This window comes from Geopsychrobacter electrodiphilus DSM 16401 (assembly GCF_000384395.1).
Taxonomy (GTDB): Bacteria; Desulfobacterota; Desulfuromonadia; order Desulfuromonadales; family Geopsychrobacteraceae; genus Geopsychrobacter; species Geopsychrobacter electrodiphilus.
In genome coordinates, this window is the sequence record NZ_ARWE01000001.1 from 3,749,939 (window position 1) to 3,766,564 (window position 16,626).

The window sequence follows — 16,626 nt, forward strand, 5'->3', positions numbered from 1 at the left end:
TCGGTGATTCGGAACAAAAAAACTGAAGGAGTAAAAACTTATGGCAGAGCGTAAGCCCATTAAGGGCATGACAATAGAAAGAACCGAGAAGCTGATCGCTGACACCCTGGCTGAGCTACCGGAGAAGGCGAAGAAGAAGCGGGCACCGCACCTGGGTGCCAATGAGCCAAGCGTTTCCTCCTGTGCGGTCAAATCGAATAAAAAGGTTGTTCCCGGCATCATGAGCCAGCGCGGTTGCGCCTATGCCGGTGCCAAGGGGGTGGTCTGGGGTCCGATCCGCGACATGATCCACGTCTCCCACGGCCCCATCGGCTGCGGCGTCTACAGCTGGGGTACCCGGCGTAACCTGATGCAGGGGATCCCAGGGGTCACCTCGTTCCCGATGGACTTCACCTCCGATTTCCAGGAGCGCGACATCGTCTACGGCGGTGACATCAAGCTGGAGAAACTGCTGCACGAGGCGGATGAACTTTTTCCCCTCAACAAGGGACTGTCGGTGCTCTCCGAGTGCCCGGTCGGTCTGATCGGCGACGACATCAACGCTGTCGCCAAGAAGGTCGCCAAGGATCTTGACAAGCTGGTCGTCCCCTGTAACTGCGAAGGTTTCCGCGGCGTCTCCCAGTCGCTGGGTCACCACATCAGTAACGATTCGATCCGCGACCACATTATCGGCAAGTTCCAGTTCAAGGAAGAGGTCGGTCCCTACGATATCGCCCTGATCGGTGATTACAACATCGGCGGAGACGTCTGGGCGGCCAAGCCGATCCTTGAAGAGATCGGCCTGAATGTGAAGTCAGTCTGGACAGGCGACGGTGAAGTCGAGAAGATCGGTGCGACCCATGCGGTCAAGCTGAACCTGATCCACTGCTACCGTTCGATGAACTACATGTGCAAGGTCATGGAAGAGAAGTGGAATATTCCATGGCTCGAGTACAACTTCTTCGGCCCGACCAAGATCGAAGAGAGCCTGCGTGCCATCGCCGAGCGCTTCGATGACAAGATCAAGAAGAACGTCGAGAAGGTCATCAAGAAATACAAGGCCGAGATGCAGGCCGTGCTCGACGAGTACAAACCGCGCCTCGAAGGGAAGACCGCCATGCTGTTCGTCGGCGGGCTGCGTCCGCGCCACACCATCGGCGCCTACGAGGACCTGGGTATTCAGATCACCGGCGCCGGTTACGAGTTCGCCCACCAGGACGACTACGATCGCACCGCCCCGGAGATGGCCAAGGGAACCCTGATCTACGATGACGTTTCCGAGTTCGAACTGGAAAAATTCGTCGAAGAGCTCAAGCCTGACCTGGTCGGCAGCGGCATCAAGGAGAAGTATGTTTTCCAGAAAGCCGGCATCCCCTTCCGTCAGATGCACAGCTGGGATTACTCGGGCCCTTATCACGGTTACGAAGGCTTCAAGGTTTTTGCCCGCGATATCGACATGGCGATCAACAGCCCGACCTGGGGTTTGGTTAAGTCACCGTTTTAGAAGCATTTACCACGGAGTACACGGAGGACACAGAGGGTAAGCGAAATCGGGTTAAACCCATAACGCTTGTTGCTTTGTTGTTAAATAGTTCTCTCCGTGAACTCTGTGCCCTCTGTGGTGAAAGAATAGGAGTTTTATTATGAGCGCTGAAGCAGCAGTAAAATTTGTCACCGAACATACTCCCGAAGAGATTGAACGGGTTAAAAACTGGATTAATACCGAAGAATATAAAGAGAAAAACTTTGCCCGGACCTCTCTGGTGGTCAACCCGGCCCACGCCTGCCAACCCCTCGGCGCACAGATGGTGGCGACCGGCTTTGAAGGCGCCCTCCCCTTTATCCATGGTTCACAGGGCTGCGCTTCCTATTTCCGCAGTACCTTCAGCCGTCATTACCGCGAGCCGGCGGCGGCGACCTGCGACGCCATGACCGAGGACGGCGCGGTGTTCGGTGGACAGAACAACCTGTTCGAAGGGCTGCAGAACGCCTACGAGATCTACAAGCCGAAGATGATCCCGATCTTCACCACCTGCATGCCCGAGGTTATCGGCGACGACCTGACCGCCTATACCAAGAATGCCAAGACTCAAGGGTTTATCCCCGAGGATCTGCCGACCCCCTACGCCAACACCCCGAGCTTCAACGGTTCGCATATTCACGGTTACGACTCGATGCTGATGAGTATTCTGCAGACCCTGACCGAGGGGAAGAAGGTTGAAGGGAAGTGCACCGGCAAGCTCAACATCATCCCCGGTTTCGACGGCAACGTCGGCAATCTGCGCGAGTACAAGCGGATCATTGAGCTGATGGGGGTCCCCTACACCATGCTGGCCGATGTCTCCGATGTCTTCGATTCGGGCTGCGACGGCGAGTACAAGCTTTATCCAGGTGGAACCAAGCTGGAAGACGCCGCCGAGTCGATCAACGGCAAAGCGACCATCGCCATGCAGAAATACGCCACCGCCAACACCATGAAGTGGATCGAATCGGAGTATGACGGCCAGAAGGCGATTATCCCGATGCCGTTCGGAGTCAAAAAAACCGACGAGTTCATTTTGAAGCTCTCCGAACTCTTCGGCAAACCGATCCCTGAAGCGCTCAAGGCCGAGCGTGCGCGGGCGGTCGACGCCATGACCGACGCCCATCAGTATCTGCATGGCCGCAAGTTCGCCATCGCCGGTGACCCGGACTATTTGATCGGTATCGTCACCTTCCTGCTTGAAATGGGTGCCCGCCCCTGGCATATCCTCTGCTCGCGGACGACCAAGAAGTTCCAGAAGGAGATGCAGTCTCTGCTCGACAGCTCGGTCTTCGGGGAAGGCTGCTCGATCTACATTAACAAGGATTTGTGGCACATGCGCAGCCTGCTGGTGACAGATCCGGTCGACGGCATCATCGGCGACACCCACGCCAAGTGGGCTGCACGCGATGCCAAGATCCCACTGTTCCGCATCGGGTTTCCGATCATCGATCGGGTCAACCTGCACCGCACACCGGTGGTCGGTTACAACGGCGCGATCAGCATGCTGAGCATGATCGCCAACAAGTTCCTTGATATCAAGGACGAGACTTGCAGCGATCAGTGGTTTGAGATGATGCGTTAGTTTTTCGGCTGGGAGCGTCCCTTTTGTGCCAGCTCGGCGTCAGCCGGCGGAATCACGTGTGCGGCGTAAAGCACTACGCCTCCGTGTGCTTCCTTGGCTTCCTCGATCTGACGCAAAATTGATCGCTCCCATTCCGAAAAACGCAGGGGAAAATATGATTCGCACCCGCAGACTCGACATCGTTAGAGACAAAGACAGAAAAGGACCCCATATGAAAGTCGCATTCGCCAGTACTGACAAAATCCATATCGATGAGCATTTCGGCCAGGCGAAAGAATTCTACCTGTGGGAGATCGGTCCGGAGAATGCGGAATTCACCGGAGTCCTGCAGGTCAACGAAGGGGATGGCGATACCGATGACCGGATCGAGGCGCGCAGTGCGGCGCTGGCCGATTGCGCGCTGGTCTATGTCGGCCAGATCGGCGGTCCGGCAGCAGCACGGCTGGTGGCGAAAAAGATTCATCCATTGAAAAGTAAAGATGCCGAACCGATCAAGGTGGTGGTGGAAAAACTGCAGCAGGTGCTGCAGGGGAACCCGCCGCCCTGGTTACGCAAAGCGATGCTAAAGGGCGAGAACCTGAATTGACGCGTGAGGAGTGAGGAGTGAAGGGTAAGGAGTTTAAGATCTTTACGCCTCACCCCTTACCCCTCACTCCTCACCGAATTTACCCAAGGAGATTTCAAATGGCTTATGTCACCGCAACAACCAAAGGAGGCAGTACCTGGACCCCGGCCTTTATCGAGACCATCGATCATGAGAAATGCATCGGCTGCGGCCGTTGCTTCAAGGCCTGCGCACGCAAGGTTCTTGGACCGGAGGATCTGGTCGACGAGGAGACCGATTCAACCCGTATGGTCATGACCATCGTTAACGGGGATAACTGCAGCGGCTGTGTCGCCTGTGCTTCGACCTGTCCCAAGGGGTGTTTTTCCCTCAAACCGATGGCCATCTAAGCAAAAAGGAGCGGATCATGCTTATTGCGGTTGCGTCGAAAACCGGCCTTGAGGTCGATCAGCACTTTGGTCATGCCGAGCGCTTTCTGATCTATGACTACGCCGGTGGCAACTCGACACTGCTCAAAGAGGTCATTGTCGATAAGTACTGTTCCTACGACCCGGATCACCCGTTTCGTCATCCGCAGTTCAACGCCATCATCGCCGCGCTGGAAGGCTGCAAGGCGGTGGTGACGCAGATGATCGGCGAGCTGCCAAAGCAGGAACTGAAAAAAGTCGGGATCACCCCGATCGTCACAACCGGACTGATTGCAGAAGCTTTAAAGCTGGCACATGACTCTGTCTGTGGCGGGGGGTGCAAGGGGGGAAAGCGCGCAGCCGGCACTTGTCAGCACGCCTGATCATTCGATTTTTACATTATGCAATAGCCACTGGCTGGGGCAGGACAGACTCTTTAGGCGCTGTTCTGCCCATTCTTTTTACAGAATCAAATTGTTCTATTGTCTGGCCCCTGACGAACAAAAAATAACGCGTGCAATTTACACAGACTCTGCTCAAAGGATGTGCAAACGTACCATTAACCCTGGGCATAGCCCCTGTTTCAGGCCATTTGGTATTTGGCACAGCCTATGCTATTAAATTTATTATCATAATAATCCGATCGGGAAACGACGAGGTCTCCCGCCAGATCAAGGCAATGAAGCCCCGTGAACACGCTGATGTTCACGGGGCTTCTCAATTTCAGGACAAAGCGAGGGCGCTTTCGAATCAATTTCGAATAGCGCCCTTCTGCTTGAAAGGAGACCGACCATGGCCACAGGCTGCCCGATGATGAAAGCGAAGACAGAAACCGATCACCCCTGTTTCGGCGGCGATCACAGCAAGGCCGGACGCATCCACCTGCCGGTGGCACCGGGCTGCAATATCAAGTGCGGTTTCTGCGAGCGCAAGTTCGATTGTGCCAACGAAAGCCGCCCCGGTGTGACCAGCAAGATCTTGCAACCTGCTGAAGCGGTCGAGCGCGTGCGCCTGGTCAAACGTCACATGGAGATGAAAGGCGGCGCCCAATTGAAAGTCGTCGGCATCGCCGGCCCCGGTGACCCACTGGCGAATCCAAAAACTTTTGAGACCTTTCGCCTGGTGCGCGAAGCCTTCCCGGAGATGACGCTCTGCCTGTCGACCAACGGGCTGCTGCTCGAAGAGAAGCTCCCCGAAATCCTCGCGGCCGATGCCCACAGCCTGACGGTCACCATCAATGCGCTGACCGCTAAAACCGGCGCCAGGGTCTATGAATGGATCCACTATAAAGGTCAGCGTTTTAGCGGCGAACGCGCGGCGGGGTTTCTGATCGACAAACAGTTCGCCGGGCTCAAGGCGGCGGCAAAAGCCGGACTGATGATCAAGATCAACCATGTCTATATTCCGGGAGTCAACGATCACGAAACCCTCGATCTGGCCGTTAAGGTGCGGGAGTTGGGCGCGCAGATGATGAACATTATCCCGGTGATTCCGGTCGGCAAGTTCGCGCATGTCGAGATGCCTTCGGAAGCCACCATGGAGCTGGTGCGCAACCAGGCCGAGCTGATCCTCTCGCAGGCTCGACACTGCAAGCAGTGTCGAGCCGATGCGGCCGGGGTGGTCGGACAGGATATCGATCTGAACAGACTCGAAAACTCCGCGATGATGGCCTGAGGTCAACACGTCGTAAAAAATCTGTTATTATCTGGCGATCAACGATCCCATAACAACAGGAGGAGCAGATGAAGATCGATTGGGCGTACTTGCGCAAGGGCTGAACGTCGTGTAAAAATGCCCAGGAGTTTCTTGGGAAAGAACAGCTTGAACCTGCAGAGGTTGTCGACGCGCGGACCATGCGGATCGACGCCGATCAGGCATGGGTGATGCTGAAGAGCGCCGACAGCATCCAGGTCGCCAAGGGGAAAAAGGTTGCCCGCTTCGAACAGGTCCCCCGCGAAAAGGAAGCGGTCCTGCTGGCGGCGATGGGCCCGAGCGGAAATCTGCGGGCGCCAACCTACCGGACCGGCAACTCTTTCGTCATCGGTTTCAACCCGGAACTGTATGAAAACTGGATCAAATAGAAATACTTACGAACGTATCTAACCCGGAGGTCTCATGAAAAAAATCATTTTAGGCAGCATCGTTTTAGTTTTAGGTCTCTCTGGTCTCGGTATGGCAGCCACCAGCGAGGACGGAGCCAGCCTGCTCGATAGCCGCTGCTCGGTTTGCCATTCTGCCGACAGAGCCAAAGAGGCCAAGAAAACCGAGGCCGAATGGGATGCTACCGTTAGCCGCATGATGAGCAATGGTGCGCAATTGACCCCGGCCGAAAAAAAGACTCTGGTCGACTATCTGAGCAAAACCTACAAGCCCTGATTTCTGCGGTTTTCATAGCCAGCCCGCAAAAATTGAACCCTGATGTCGGTACCAATAAACGGCCCAATCTGATTCTCAGATTGGGCCGTTTGTGTGTTGCGCTATTCTTAACCCAGGAAGATGGAGCCGCCTATTTGAATGACCATCCCCAGGTGCCACAGCTAAGGACGAACTCCGCGACCACTCAGGGGGTATTCATCTCCTCCGGCGCAAAACAGAGCGCATAGTCACTGCAATCACCACACACCGGCGACTTGCACATTTTCCCGCCATTGAATTCACACACCTGTTTGAACAGATAGCGTTTCCAGCGCATCTTTTTGGCGTTGGCCGCGAGTAATAATGGCAAGTGACGTCCGATGGCGGCGCTGAGTTGCGGACGTTGGAACAGCCCCATGGCAATCCACAAATGGCCGGGCTGGGCGGCGCGCACAGCAATCATCCGCGCCAGCGCTAGTGAGGCGAACTGCGCGCAACCGAAACTGTCCCTGCGGATAAAGCTGAGGAGCAGCTCCTGAACCTGAGGGTTGATCTCGGGGGGCCGCGCGGTTTTATGCCCCGGTTTGGCAAAGATTTGCTGCTTTTCGACCGCGGGAAAAACCATGAGCAACAGGGTATCGAGCATCAACTCTGAAATATTGAGGGCCTGGTGCAGCAGGGTTGGCTCCTGGTCGGCGACGGCGAGCAAGCAGGCAAACAGATGACGGTCCTCGTGGGACATTCCATGTGCCGGGGCACTATCGATAAGGGCGCGGTAGACAGGGTCGGACTCGGTAACCCGCGGGCCATGCGCTTCAGCATCCGCTGCAATGTTTGTGGTCACGGTCGCAGCATGCTGCTGCACACTGTTGACTGCGGCATGCAGGGCTTCAATCGCCAGTTCTGCGCAATATGTGCGATCAACGGGCAGACCGCCCAGGTGCCGATTCAACGCCTCGGCATCCAGCAGCGCCGCCTGACTTAAAAGTTTGCCTGAGACCTGTTGGGAAACAGCAGCACAGGCGGCCATGGTGAAGCCACAGCCGAAGACCTGATAGCGCACATCTTTGATGCGTTCCGCTTCAACCTGCAGCGCAAAGCGCACCGCCAGTTTTCGCCCGGCTTCTGTAGCACCCAGCCCGACTTCGCCGACACCGTCCGGATGTTCGAGGGTCCCGGCGTGGCTGTCATCGCTGGCGTATTTGAGGATAGTCTCGCTATAGCCGGTCATATTAATATCCTTCGTTGATTGAGATCGTCTTTAAGGTCAAGGTCGCGGGGTTGCGCCCCCGCTCGGCGCCATCATTTCTTTGTGCGCCCAAAGAAACGAAGCAAAGAAATGCGCCCGACCTCCTTGCCCGCCGTTGGCGGGTTCCCTCCACTCTGCTGCGCTTGGCAGCTCGGGAAAAACTCGCCTGCGGCTCAAACATTCCCCTCGAATTCCTGCCAGGCTGCGCGACGTTCCGGCGGCGTCACACGGGGTAGTTTTTCGGCAGATCCCGCTTGACTGTTTCTTTTTGAATTCAAGAAGCCGCCAGATGCGCGCGCATCAAGGTCGCGGCATTCGCACATTCGAACAAAAAATACGCTCCACCCTCATACAACAGGTCATTCTTCAGTGGATTTCCGACCTGTTCCCAGTTCGGAAATCCGCGCAGCACCAGGCCCTTGTGCAGTCGATGGGCGAGGGCTTCACAGTGAAAATTGCCGATGATCAGATCGTAGTCAGCCGCCAGCTGCTCGGCATCTTCCAGATCTCCGACCAGCACCTTTTTGGCCCTGATCTTCTCCAGCTGCGGTGAATCGACGCTTGAAATCGCGACCGTGACCTTGCCGCCGACGTCATAGAGCGCCTGGCAGATCGCGGCGATCTGATCCGGTTCGGCGACCACCAGAAAACGGGTCTGGCCGAGGGAAAAATGACTGTCGAGCATGGCGTCCTGCAGGCGTTGCCGCCAGCGCGCCAGCATCAGCGGTGGACCACTGAAGCCGGTTTCCGCCAGCAGCAGTTCGGCCAGGGCATCCGTGGCCTCGAGACCCTGCAGGTGCGAAAAATGCTGATGTCGCATCAAAGGGTTTTTCTTCTGCAACGCTCCGGCACTCGCCTGCATCGAGTCGCCGACGCTGATCACCAGCCCGGCATCGCCGAGAGCCTTGATCTCTTCAACGGCGATGCCGCCACTCGAGAGAGCCGCCTGTTTCTCGCCCAGATGACCATCGAGGGACGAAGAGAGATCGGGCAGCGCCAGCACATTGAAACCGAAACTTTCAATAAAATCCTTGATCTTCTCGACCTCGATCGGCTGCAGGCTGACGTGCGGCAGCAGCACCAGTTTATTGTCGTTGACCCTCGTCGCAGGTGCGACCAGTTGCTCAATCATCGCTTTGCAGGTCAAAGCCCAGCCGCTCTCGAACCCGCCTTCGTAATCGGGAGTGTTAACGTAAACCAGCGGGAAATCGACTTTTTTGGCCACCCCGGCGATGTCATCCCCCTTGGTCTCCGGCAGGCCGGTGGTGTGCAGACCGATCAGGCTCGGCGTGACCTTTTTGCAGATGTTCTTGACCGACTCGACGATGCTGTAGTCGCCACCGTCAAGCACGGCCAGGGCATCGGTCACCGCCGTGGTCTGGATGGCAATCGGTTCGCAGAAATGGCGGGTGAAGAAGACCTTGGTCAGGCTGGTGCAGCCCTGAGCGCCATGCATCAGCGGCATGCAGTTATCCACGCCCATAAAGGCGAGGGTCGCGCCCATCGGCTGACTGAGCTTGAATGGATTGACCTGTAGCGGCTTGACCCGTTTATGGATTACTTCTGCCATGGTGCCCTCCGTGCGACCAGCTTGAAGACCGGGTTTTCCAGTGAGTTTTTGAGATCTTCGGCCAGGTTCAGCAGCCCACTATAGCCACCGTAGCTCTTTTTCTTCTCCTGGTTGACGTCGGCGAAGGCGATCCCCTTCTTGATGGCGGTGTACAGCGAACGTCCTCCGGCCAGCAGCAGATGCGCGCCACGCTCATCAATGAGCCTGGCCTGTTCGGCGCCGGGATTCATCATCAAAACGCCGTCCTCACCCAGAACCTGGCGAGCCTTTTCGCGGTCGTCTTCGGTGGCTTTTTTGACCGCAGTCGCGACCACCTCAATCCCCAGATCCTGCAAGGCCGCGGCGATGGACCAGGTTTTGTTGCCCCCGGTGTTGAGTACGGCTTTTTTGCCGGCGAACACCCTGCGGTAGGGTTTCAGTTTTTCATCCAGCAAGGCTTCTTCACGGACGATCAGCTGTTTGGTGCGCTTGAGCAGATCGGCATCGCCCAATGCGGTGGCGATGGCCAGCAGTCCGTTCGAGGTATCGCGCTTGCCGTAAAAGGAGAGCGAAATCGACAGAATCCCGTACTGCTCCTGCATTTTGCGGGTGAGTGAGATCAGCGACTTGGCACAGACGATGACGTTGAGTTTGGCGCGGTGGGCGCAACGGATATCGGCAATGCGCCCGTTGCCACTTAGGGTCGCAAGCACGCGGATGCCGAGCTCGTCGAGCAGGTGCGCATACTGCCACATGTCACCGGTGACGTTGTATTCACCGATCAGGTTGATATCGAAGGGGGTGGTGGTTTCCGGTTCGCGGGTGCCGATCAAATGCCGCAGGGCGGCTTCACCCCCCAGACGGCTGCCGAGATTCTTGCTCCCGACAAAGCCGGGCGCATGCACCGGCACCATCGGCACGCCATGTTTTTCGGCGGCCTGCTTGCAGATCAGATCAAGATCGTCACCGATCATCGCGGTGACGCAGGTGGAATAGACGAAGACCGCCTGCGGCGCATAGTTCGCCATGATGTAATCGATGGCGTCGCGCAGCTTCTCTTCACCACTGAACACCACATCGTTCAAATTGATGTCGGTGGTAAAACCCATCTGGGTCAGATCACGTCCCGGCCAGTCGGTCTGGGTGGCGCGCGTCTCCCAGCTGCTGCCGATGCAGGTCATGGGACCATGGACCAGATGGGCGGCATCGGCATAAGGGAACAGCGATATCTGTGCACCTTCGAAGGCGCAGCCGCCGGTGGTCGCGCCGGGAGTCGGCGCATTGCAGGCGACCTTTTTGGTCTTATTGTGAGCGCAAGCGCTCTCATTGAGCAGGTCTTTGATTTTGGGTTTTTGAGACACGACAAACCTCTTTTCATATGCAGAGATTTAAACCCGTCGCATCATTGGGCAGGATTATCAGGAACCACAGCACTGTAGCTGTTGGTTCTAACAGCAAGAGGCTTGCCAGCTTTCAAGATCGGCATCCCTTGGCGGGTTTGCCATTCAAAACATAACATGGTGGGCTATTGTGCAAGCAGTGCCAGCAGATTCTGCTTATTTTCTGTGCACTTGCTACCAAATTTTTACAGCGATCCCCTGACAATTCCTGGCTCTGCAGGCAAGGCACGCCTTTTGCTCAATAGAATAGCAGTCACATCCGGCAGCGCTGCCGGAGATCAGCAACGTCGCCCTGCTCTTCTTTTTTGAAGTGTGGGGCTTTTTCGTTTCGAGGCCAGAATATGAATGCTGAATTTAATCCGAATATCGTAATCGATGACACCACCCTGCGTGATGGTGAGCAAACCGCGGGGGTCGTCTTCTCGCGCGCTGAAAAGTTGCGCATCGCGTTGACGCTGGATGAAATCGGGGTCGGCGAGCTGGAATGCGGCATCCCGGCGATGGGGAAGGAAGAACAGGCCGATGTCCGGGCGCTGGTCGATCTGGGCTTGAAGGCACGCTTGATCACCTGGAACCGCGCGCTGCGCTCAGATATTCAGGCCTCGCTGGATGCTGGCGTCAGCGCAGTGGATATCTCCGTCTCCGTCTCAGATATCCACATCGCCCTGAAATTACACAAGAACCGCGACTGGGTCAGGGAACAGCTAAAGCAGGCCATCGGCTTTGCCAAGACACACCAGCTTTATGTCTCGGTTGGCGCCGAAGATGCGAGTCGTGCCGATCAGGACTTTCTGGTTGAACTGCTGCAGATTTCCAGAATTGAAGGCGCTGACCGCTTTCGTTACTGTGACACCCTCGGCATTCTCGACCCCTTCACCTGCTTCGAACGGATCAGCTATCTGCGCGAGCGGGTCGATCTGCCGCTGGAGATTCATACCCATAACGACCTCGGCATGGCGACGGCCAACGCCATCGCCGGGCTGCGCGCCGGCGCACAATTCGTCAACACCACGGTCAATGGTTTAGGCGAACGGGCCGGGAACGCGGCCCTGGAAGAGGTGGTGATGGCGCTGAAACATGCCTGCGGAGTCGAACCCGGGATCGACACAAGTCGGCTGGTGGAACTTTCGCAACTCGTCGGAGAAGCCAGTGGACGCCCGGTTCCGGAGTGGAAGGCGGTGGTCGGCGAAAGGGTTTTTTCCCATGAATCGGGCCTGCATACCGACGGGGTGATAAAAAACCCCCTCAACTACGAAGGCTTTGATCCCGCCGAGGTCGGACTGCGCCGACATCTGGTCCTCGGCAAGCACAGCGGCCGCGGCGGCCTGGTCAATAAACTTCAAACCATAGGACTCGACCCTGCAGCTTTTAACCTCGAGAAGTTGCTAACAAGGGTGCGCAATGAAAGCCAACGCGTAAAACACCCCCTGCAAGATCTTGAACTGCGGAGGCTCTGCAGCTCGCTGGAATCACGGCACTAATCCTGATTACCCTGCCTCACCCGCGCCGATCGTCTCTGTTTTAGCGGTCGCCTGTTGCAACCAGCGACTGCTATTTCTTTTCAGGAAGAATTGTTCGTGAGAGAACCTCAAAACCGCCGCACCCTGCCCTTTACTTTCGGCGCCGCCCCTTCTATATTTCTGCCGGTTGGATGATCCCTCTCATAACTGGCAAAATTATGGAAATCGAACTATGGCAGTATGTTACGGTCTTCTTCCTGGTCGGTTTTGCCGGATTGATTGACTCGATTGCCGGTGGTGGCGGTTTGATTACGGTGCCAACCTATCTGGCCATGGGCTTGCCTGCGGAACTGATCCTGGGGACCAACAAGTGCGTCAGTTCGGCGGGAACAACCTTCGCCGTCTTCCGCTATATCAAAAACCGCACGATCGTCTGGCAGACAGTGGTCTATGCCATCGGTGCGGCCCTGGTCGGATCAACGCTCGGCGCCTCCCTCTCTGCCTACCTCTCGCGCAGTCTGATTTTCACCCTGCTGCTGGTCGTGATTCCGGTGCTGTTTTATCTGCAGGCCAACCACATGACCCCCGCTGCGGCAAAGCCGGACCTAAGCCGCGCTCAGATTGCCTTGCGGCCACCCTGGCCGGGTTTTTTATCGGCGGCTATGACGGCCTCTTCGGCCCCGGGACCGGGACCTTTTTGTTGCTGGCCTTTATGGTTTTTCTGCACATGGGAACCCGCGAAGCCAGCGCCAATGCGCGCATTGTCAACTATGCCTCAAACATTTCAGCGTTCATCTATTTTCTGATTCAGGGTCGTATTTTCTGGCCCATCGCCCTGGTCGCCATCGCCGGGTCCATCTGCGGAAACTGGATCGGCAGCGGACTGGTTATCAGCAATGCCGACCGGGTCGTTGTCCCGGTTTTCCGTTTTGTGCTGCTGCTGCTGTTGCTGAAGTGCGCTTACGATCTTTTTCTGGCATAGCAACATCCTTAATCTACCTGCACTGCTGCGAGCGGAGCCCCCAAATCAGAATGCTCTGTCGCTTGCTCTGGCAAGGGTTTTATCTCGACCCAACTTGGATTCGCTGTGCCGGAGCATGTTTTTATTGATGGTGAGCGCACTGGTGTCAGGGTTGTTGTGAGGCGTCAATCCTCTGTGCTTGCCTCTGTGCTTGCCTCCGTCCTTTTCCCCAGAACTCTGAGATCAAACGCCTTGCTCTGATCGCCAAAATAAATAGAGCGATGCGGGAATGGAATCTCAATGTCATGTTCATCAAAGGCCAGTTTGATCCGTCGCAGGAATTCACGGCCGACCTCCCATTGTCGAATCGGTAAGGTTTTGATTCGCCCTTTAATGACCACCGCAGAATCGCCGAATTTATCTACCCCGAAAATTTCGGGATCTTCAAGAATCTTGTGACCGAAGGTCTCATCCGCCTGCATCTCCTGGCCTACCTGACGCATGACCTCGATGACCTGATCGGTATTCTCCTTGTAGGCTACCCCGATCTCAAAAACGTATGCCGACCATTGGTTGGTCAGGTTACTCAGGGTCGTAATGGTCCCATTGGGAAAGATATGCACCACCCCGGCAAGGTCACGCAGAACGATGGTCCGGAAATTAATTTTTTCGACCAGCCCGCCGGTGCCATTGATGGTAGCGACATCCCCTATTCTGATCTGATTTTCCAGAATAATAAAAAATCCGGCAATAATATCGCGTACCAGATTCTGGGCACCAAAACCTAAAGCAACGCCGACCACCCCCGCACTGGCGAGGATCGGACCGACTTCCACACCGAACTCCTTGAGCAGAATCAGACCGACGGTCAACCAGAATGCCAGCAGCACCGCCTGCTTGACCAGACGCACAATGGTTTCAATCCGCTTCTCCGACTCCGAGGGGGGTTCCCCTTTTTCGGCACTTGTCTGCACCAGACGATGTTCGAAACGCTGAATCAGTTTAAGGATTATTTTGGTAGCGACCCAGCTCAAAATGAGGATAAGAGAGACGCGCAGCGAAGTCTTGATGATGACTTCCCAGGTGAAACTATTAAAAAATTCTTTAACGATATCCATACTATTTTATAGATCCCCATATGAAGTCAGGCTCGACTGAGCCTGAAATAGAACCCAGCCACCTCCCCGCCGTGCCATCGACAGAGATTAAAGTACGCTGAGAACTGCAGCCTTATTTAGACCAGATAAACAAGCTGATTATTTTCCACCCTGCTTGGTCGGAGAGGAATGTTCGACATCAATCTCGGCATTCAAGCGATGCAGAGCCTCTAAAACCTCCGGGAGCACACTCGGCGGTCCGCCACCCATGTTCTCTTCCTCGGCGACAGCCAATTCGCGTGCGTCATATTCCCAGCGACGGAGGATGGCGATCTTCTGCTCGCGGGTTAGAGCGTTTTCTGTCAGCAGGTCAAGCGGCCTGCTAAACTGACTGCCGGGATTATTCTTTGCTCTTTCAAAGTCCATAATTTATCCCTTCTTCACTCATTTTTCCGTCTGAGCCTTGCCATAATGCTGGGACAAAGCCAGTTCTGTATTCAGAGCTGATAACTTTCGCCGGATCGTGATCGGGAGCCGATTCAACCAGATTGCAGGCCGGATCGGCCCGGATCTCCTAGTTAATCCAGGCGGGCGACTTATTTACCCCGCAACAGGTCGTGCCGACTCCGCAGGGTCAGCCGCTAGTAAACTCCTATCACACTTAAATTGAGAATCAAGTTGAGAGTTCCTGGGACGATCCTGAGGCGCTTGATAGGTTGATGAAGCGGGTTGCCGGAGGACAGCCCCGTCAGGTCAATCACCTTGAGGGGCGCAGCGGCACCTTGGGAGAGGGGCGGTTCAAATCGAGTCCGCTAGAGAACAGCCGCTATCTGCTGGCCAGCTGTCGCTATGTGGAAATGAATCCCGGCCAGGTCGGCTTGTATGATGACCCAGCCGATCACCCGTGGTCACAGGGGCGACCAAGGAAAGCCGAAAAATAAATCAGTCTCCTTTTTACGCTATGATCCCGTCGCTGGCCAACTGCAACTGTTGCGCTTCTGACAAACCGAGCAGTTGGCCGAGGATCTCGCGGTTATGCTCACCCAGCACTGGTGGTGCCTGCTGATACTCGACGGGTGTTTGTGAAAACTTCATCGGACTACCGACCTGCGGAACGCTGCCGGCGCTCTGATGTTCCAGATCGATGCGCATCTGCCGCGCCTCGATCTGCGGGTCGGAAAAAACTTCGGCGAGGGTATTGATCGGGCCGCAAGGGACGCCCGCCCCTTCGAGGAGGTCGATCCAGTCTTTACTAACGCGTTGCCGCAGGGCCTCTTCGATCAACGGAATCAGCTGAGTGCGATTTTCAACCCGGGCGGCGTTGCCGACAAAACGCGGATCGGTCGCCAGGGCAGCACATCCGGCCAGGCGACAGAATTTTCCGAACTGACCGTCATTGCCGACCGCCAGGATAATATGCCCGTCGGCGGTCGCCAGCGCCTGATAGGGGACGATATTCGGATGGGCGTTACCGAGCCGACCCGGCGCGGTGCCACTGACCAGATAGTTCATCGCCTGATTGGCCAGGGTTGCGACCTGGACGTCAAACAGCGCCAGATCGATGTGCTGCCCCTCGCCGGTCCGCTCGCGATGCGCCAGGGCGGCGAGCACCGCAGTGCTGGCGTACATGCCGGTGAAGATGTCGACGATGGCGACGCCGACCTTCATCGGGCCACCTCCCGGTTCACCGTCCGGCGCACCGGTCACGCTCATCAAGCCCCCCATCCCCTGAATCAGAAAATCATAGCCTGCACGCTGGCGATTTGGCCCTGTTTGGCCGAAGCCGGTGATTGAACAGTAGATCAGTCGTGGGTTGAGCTGCTTGAGGGTCGCATAATCCAGCCCGTACTTGGCCAACCCGCCGACCTTGAAATTCTCCAGCAGGATATCGCTCTCTTCAGCCAGACGACAGACCAGCTCGCGCCCGGCAGCCTGGGTAAAATCGATGGTGACCGATTTCTTGCCGCGATTGGTGGAGAGGAAATAGGCGGCATCACTGGTCGGGTTCCCTGCGGCATCCTGCAGAAATGGCGGACCCCAGCCACGGGTATCATCCCCGACTCCGGGGCGTTCGACCTTGATAACCTCGGCGCCCAGATCGGCCAGGGTTTGACCCGCCCAGGGGCCAGCCAGTACCCGACTGAGATCGAGCACGCGAATATGACCGAGTGGCCCCGCCATAAATTTTATCCTTTCTTGCGCGTTCTCAAACAGCAAGCTTGTGCTATTCGCATGATCCCGCTTTAAGTAACACCATCAGGGGTTGACCGATTCTGTTGGAGAGAGAAGCCCGATAATAGTAAAAAGCAGGCAAGTCGCCACGTGGTCGACGAGATAGTAGCGCGCCCCGGACGATGCCGCAACAGGCCAAATCCAGATAAGGGAGAGGCTCCTTGAGTCCCAGGTTAACCCCTTGTGGGTCCGCGCGGCGAAGAACATAAATGGATCATTCTCGACTACCGGCAATTTTCCGGAATATACTGTCCCGGACTTCACG

Annotated in this window: 15 protein-coding genes and 2 pseudogenes; 11 read left to right on the forward strand and 6 right to left on the reverse strand. The window is 56.3% G+C overall.

Going from position 1 to position 16,626, the window contains the following annotated elements; genetic code table 11:
* The first annotated feature begins 40 nt into the window (after window positions 1-40).
* The 8 genes and pseudogenes from nifD (at window position 41) to D888_RS22210 (ending at window position 6,434) form a co-directional block, all read left to right on the forward strand.
* Complete coding sequence (gene nifD, locus D888_RS0117590) at window positions 41-1,483, forward strand: nitrogenase molybdenum-iron protein alpha chain (RefSeq protein ID WP_020677892.1); 1,443 nt, start codon at window positions 41-43, stop codon at window positions 1,481-1,483.
* 139 nt (window positions 1,484-1,622) lie between these two features.
* On the forward strand, window positions 1,623-3,086 hold the full coding sequence (nifK, locus tag D888_RS0117595) for a nitrogenase molybdenum-iron protein subunit beta (RefSeq protein WP_020677893.1): 1,464 nt from the start codon (window positions 1,623-1,625) through the stop codon (window positions 3,084-3,086).
* Window positions 3,087-3,297: 211 nt separating this feature from the next.
* Window positions 3,298-3,672, forward strand: a complete 375-nt coding sequence (gene nifX, locus D888_RS0117605; RefSeq protein WP_020677895.1) for a nitrogen fixation protein NifX — start codon at window positions 3,298-3,300, stop codon at window positions 3,670-3,672.
* A gap of 98 nt (window positions 3,673-3,770) precedes the next feature.
* Entirely contained in the window at window positions 3,771-4,040 is a 270-nt protein-coding gene (gene fdxB, locus D888_RS0117610) for a ferredoxin III, nif-specific (RefSeq protein ID WP_020677896.1), read from the forward strand.
* A 17-nt stretch (window positions 4,041-4,057) separates the two neighbouring features.
* Complete coding sequence (locus tag D888_RS0117615; protein WP_020677897.1) at window positions 4,058-4,441, forward strand: NifB/NifX family molybdenum-iron cluster-binding protein; 384 nt, start codon at window positions 4,058-4,060, stop codon at window positions 4,439-4,441.
* Between the two features lie 409 nt (window positions 4,442-4,850).
* Window positions 4,851-5,732, forward strand: coding sequence for a radical SAM protein (locus D888_RS0117620; protein ID WP_020677898.1), 882 nt, complete (start codon window positions 4,851-4,853; stop codon window positions 5,730-5,732).
* A 116-nt stretch (window positions 5,733-5,848) separates the two neighbouring features.
* A pseudogene (locus tag D888_RS0117625) lies at window positions 5,849-6,139 on the forward strand (hypothetical protein); the annotation flags it as partial.
* A gap of 34 nt (window positions 6,140-6,173) precedes the next feature.
* Complete coding sequence (locus tag D888_RS22210) at window positions 6,174-6,434, forward strand: hypothetical protein (protein WP_020677900.1); 261 nt, start codon at window positions 6,174-6,176, stop codon at window positions 6,432-6,434.
* 184 nt (window positions 6,435-6,618) lie between these two features.
* On the opposite strand, the gene D888_RS0117635 is transcribed toward D888_RS22210, so the two are convergent.
* The 3 genes from D888_RS0117635 to nifE all read right to left on the reverse strand — a co-directional run bounded on the left by D888_RS0117635 (window position 6,619) and on the right by nifE (window position 10,572).
* Window positions 6,619-7,644: a nitrogen fixation protein NifQ gene (locus D888_RS0117635; protein ID WP_020677901.1), complete on the reverse strand. Its 1,026-nt coding sequence runs from the start codon at window positions 7,642-7,644 to the stop codon at window positions 6,619-6,621.
* A gap of 292 nt (window positions 7,645-7,936) precedes the next feature.
* Complete coding sequence (nifN, locus tag D888_RS0117640; RefSeq protein WP_020677902.1) at window positions 7,937-9,232, reverse strand: nitrogenase iron-molybdenum cofactor biosynthesis protein NifN; 1,296 nt, start codon at window positions 9,230-9,232, stop codon at window positions 7,937-7,939.
* A complete protein-coding gene (nifE, locus tag D888_RS0117645; RefSeq protein ID WP_020677903.1) occupies window positions 9,220-10,572 on the reverse strand; it encodes a nitrogenase iron-molybdenum cofactor biosynthesis protein NifE in 1,353 nt (450 codons plus the stop codon). Before nifE ends, nifN begins: the two co-directional genes overlap by 13 nt.
* A gap of 380 nt (window positions 10,573-10,952) precedes the next feature.
* On the opposite strand from nifE, the gene nifV reads away from it, so the two are divergent.
* Together nifV and D888_RS23765 are read left to right on the forward strand one after the other, a co-directional pair.
* On the forward strand, window positions 10,953-12,092 hold the full coding sequence (nifV, locus tag D888_RS0117650) for a homocitrate synthase (protein WP_020677904.1): 1,140 nt from the start codon (window positions 10,953-10,955) through the stop codon (window positions 12,090-12,092).
* Window positions 12,093-12,289: 197 nt separating this feature from the next.
* Window positions 12,290-13,053 (forward strand): annotated as a pseudogene (locus D888_RS23765) (TSUP family transporter).
* A 164-nt stretch (window positions 13,054-13,217) separates the two neighbouring features.
* On the opposite strand, the gene D888_RS0117660 reads toward D888_RS23765, so the two are convergent.
* On the reverse strand, window positions 13,218-14,150 hold the full coding sequence (locus tag D888_RS0117660) for a mechanosensitive ion channel family protein (protein WP_020677905.1): 933 nt from the start codon (window positions 14,148-14,150) through the stop codon (window positions 13,218-13,220).
* 138 nt (window positions 14,151-14,288) lie between these two features.
* Window positions 14,289-14,555 carry a hypothetical protein gene (locus tag D888_RS0117665; protein ID WP_020677906.1) on the reverse strand — a complete coding sequence of 89 codons (267 nt, stop codon included), beginning with the start codon at window positions 14,553-14,555 and terminating at the stop codon, window positions 14,289-14,291.
* Between the two features lie 293 nt (window positions 14,556-14,848).
* On the opposite strand from D888_RS0117665, the gene D888_RS22225 reads away from it, so the two are divergent.
* Window positions 14,849-15,070 carry a hypothetical protein gene (locus tag D888_RS22225; RefSeq protein WP_020677907.1) on the forward strand — a complete coding sequence of 74 codons (222 nt, stop codon included), beginning with the start codon at window positions 14,849-14,851 and terminating at the stop codon, window positions 15,068-15,070.
* Window positions 15,071-15,083: 13 nt separating this feature from the next.
* On the opposite strand, the gene D888_RS0117675 is transcribed toward D888_RS22225, so the two are convergent.
* Window positions 15,084-16,310: a CaiB/BaiF CoA transferase family protein gene (locus D888_RS0117675; RefSeq protein WP_020677908.1), complete on the reverse strand. Its 1,227-nt coding sequence runs from the start codon at window positions 16,308-16,310 to the stop codon at window positions 15,084-15,086.
* Window positions 16,311-16,626 lie beyond the last annotated feature (316 nt).